The organism is Clostridium sp., assembly GCF_051650885.1.
In the GTDB taxonomy this organism is placed as follows: Bacteria; Bacillota; Clostridia; order Clostridiales; family Clostridiaceae; genus Clostridium.
The window spans coordinates 1-3,351 of sequence record NZ_JBOFRG010000372.1 but is presented as its reverse complement, the minus strand read 5'-3'; the positions used below and the strand labels follow the sequence as shown (position 1 = coordinate 3,351).

Sequence of the window (3,351 nt, the reverse complement as noted above, 5' to 3'; positions counted from 1 at the left end):
TTTTTAATAGGTTCAATATGCTTGTATGTATTTTATAAATTGTTGAAAAAAAATAATATAGAAGATTTTCAAATAATTGGATATTTAGTAGTTTTATTTTTTAGTGCCATAATTAGAGTCATATTTATAGGACAAGGATATATTTATATATTTATTGCAAATACTCTTAGAATGTTAGCATATTTTTTAATATATGAGGGGATTTCAGAAAAAATATATAGCATTGAAATAAATGAATTAGAAAATAATTTAAGAGAAACTAAAAAAGAAACTAAAAAGATAAATAATAAAATAAAAACAAGAAGAACTATAATTGAAGAATTAAATAAAATGAAGAAAAGAGAAGAAGCGTATCATTATAATATAATTGATAGTTTTAGTGAAGGAATATTGATAGAAGGAGAGACTATCAATTATGTAAATAAAGCAGCTATGGAGTTGTTTGGAATTCAAAGTTCACATGAATTTAAAATAAAAGATTTAGCACAAGGAAGATTAGAAGGGGTTGAAAATGGAACGCGTATAAGACTAGAGTTAAATGGTAAGTTAGTAAATATTGAAATTCATATTTCAAGAATACAAGAAGGAATAAGAATTTTTTATATAAAAAAATTAGATGATATTTTAAAATATGAAAAATCATTAAGAAAATATGAAAGTTATATTAGAAAAGAAAATGTGAAAAATGAATTTTATGCTAATATAAGTCATGAATTAAGAACACCAATTAATATAGTTAGTTCAGCATTAGAAGTAAATGAAATACAGTTAAAGAAAGAAGACTTAGATAAAATAGCTTCAAATAATGTTTTAATTAAAAAGAATTGTTTAAGGCTAATACGAACTATAAATAACTTTATTGATGCTAGCAAAATATCAGAGGGATACCTAGTGTTAAATAAAAGAAAATATAATATTGTAGAAGTTGTAGAAGATGTCGTACAAGCAAGTGCAAGGTATATTGAAGATTATGATATGGAGATAATTTTTGATGCAACAGAAGAGGAATTGGTGGTTAGTTTAGATAGAGATCTCATAGAAAGAGCAGTACTAAATCTTTTATCGAATAGTGTAAAATATAGGGAGCGAAAAGGTGAAAGAATTGATGTTGAAGTTGTAAAGTATGGGGATTATGTTTATATAATTGTATCAAATGATGGAACGAGAATAGATAAGATAGAAGAAAAAAATATTTTTGAAAAATTTAAAAAGTTAGATAACGGATTAAATAGAGAAAATGAAGGTAGTGGACTTGGATTATACTTATGTAGAGAAATAATAGAGGCACATAATGGTGAGATACGATTACATTCTAATAATCATATGAAAAATGAATTTGTAATAAAACTTAAGATGGAAAAAGGTGAGAGTAAGGTTGATATAAATAGAAATATAAATAGCTTAGAAGAAAAAGTGCAAATAGAATTTTCCGATATAAATTAGAGAATAAATCTAATGATTAACGTATAAAATATTATGAGAGTAATATTTTAGGAGATGTTAAATGAATATTTTTAAAGTAGATGGGAAATTTGAATTAAAACCATTTATAATAGCAGTGTTAATACCGATTGTAGGAGGATTTTTATCTTCATTTATAAGTGGAGGAAATAGTAAGGCTATTTATTTGAACTTAGTAAAACCGCCATTATCACCACCAGGATGGATATTTGGAGTGGTTTGGCCAATATTATATTTATTAATGGGGATAGCATCCTATAGAGTTTATATGAAGGAAAGGAAAATGGAAGGTAAAAATAGTATTTTCATTTATGGAATACAATTAATCTTAAATTTTCTTTGGTCCATATTATTTTTTGGACTTAGATTATATGGTGTAGCTTTCTTAGAGTTAATAGTATTATTAATATTTATTATAATAACCTTTATAAAGTTCTATAAAACTGATAAAATTGCAGGATTTATGATATTACCATATCTTTTATGGACTATCTTTGCAGGATACTTAAGCTTTGGAGTTTGGTTTTTAAACGAAATGTAATTTCATTTGGAATTTTAAAAGATTAATAGTATAATTTTAAGATAACCTTCTTTTTTAGGAGGTTTTCTTAATTTGCATAGTAAAACTATGTGTAGAAATGTTTAGGAGCTGATAATTTGAAAAAAGTTATAATAGCAGAAAAACCATCAGTAGCTAAAAATATTGCAGATGCATATAAAATAAAAGGAAGAAAAGATGGTTACTTTGAAGGGGAAGATTACATAATAACTTGGGCATTTGGTCACCTTTTGCAACTTTATGATGCAAAGGATTATGATGAAAATATGAAAGGGTGGAGAATGGAGAAGTTTCCATTTATACCTGAAGAATTTAAATACAAAGTAAAATCAGATGGATTAAATAGAAATATTGAAGATAAGGGAGCTAAAAAGCAACTTAATATAATAAAAGGTCTTATAGGAAGAGATGATGTAGATGGAATAATTTCGGCAACAGACTTTGACCGCGAAGGGCAAGTTATTGGGGATGAAATTTTCTTATATTTAAATAAAGGAAAGCCAGTTTATAGATTACTTCTTAATGAATGGACAGAAGCAGAAGTGAAAAAGGGAATGCAAAATCTTAAAGACAATAAAGAAATGCAATCACTTCAAGATGCAGGAATAGGAAGACAATGGGCAGACTGGATTATTGGAATAAACCTTACCTCAGTTGCAACTATAAGATATAAGCTTAATAAAGATAATAAAATTTTAAATATAGGAAGAGTATTACTTCCAACTCTTAAAATTATATATGATAGAGATTTAGAAATAGAAAACTTTAAAGCAAGCACATATTATAAGCTTGTAGCAAACTTTAAGACAGCAGAAAATAAAGAATATGAAGGTCTTTATTATTTAGATAACTCAGAGAAGTTTGAAAATAGAAATGATTTAGCAGTTATAGGAAAGGCTATTGAAAATAAAAAAGGAAAGATAGTTTTAAAAGAAACTGAAAAGAAAAAAGATTATCCACCATTTTTATTTAATCTATCAAATTTACAAGGTCATGTAACAAGTAAATATAAAGGATGGACGTCAGATAAAGTTTTAAAGGTTGCACAAAGCCTTTATGAAAAGAAGTTTATAACATACCCTAGAACTGGAAGTATGGCACTTGAAGAAAGTTTAGTTGATAGAACTAGAAAGGTTTTAGAAAACATAAAGAAGGGACTGCCATATGAAGATCAAATAAAATTCACTAAAAGTAAAAGAATATTTGATAATAAAAAGGTAGAAAGCCATAGTGCCATAGTTCCAACTTATATGAAGCCTAATGGTTTAAGTGCAGATGAAAAGATAGTTTATAATGCAGTTAAAAATAGATTTATAATGCAGTTTATGCCT

General features: G+C 26.2%; 3 protein-coding genes. All 3 read left to right on the top strand.

The window, feature by feature from the left end; translation table 11 throughout:
• Positions 1-1,443 (top strand): sensor histidine kinase (locus ACRC28_RS19060; protein ID WP_438545038.1); only part of this gene is annotated, 1,443 nt, incomplete at its 5' end.
• A gap of 61 nt (positions 1,444-1,504) precedes the next feature.
• Positions 1,505-2,002, top strand: coding sequence for a TspO/MBR family protein (locus ACRC28_RS19055; protein WP_438545037.1), 498 nt, complete (start codon positions 1,505-1,507; stop codon positions 2,000-2,002).
• A 116-nt stretch (positions 2,003-2,118) separates the two neighbouring features.
• A partial coding sequence (locus ACRC28_RS19050; protein WP_438545036.1) for a DNA topoisomerase occupies positions 2,119-3,351 on the top strand: 1,233 nt, incomplete at its 3' end.

Bases quoted from the DNA above. Each gene is read 5' to 3' on its own strand.
- ACRC28_RS19055 (WP_438545037.1), top strand. From the start codon at position 1,505: ATGAATATTTTTAAAGTAGATGGGAAATTTGAATTAAAACCATTTATA.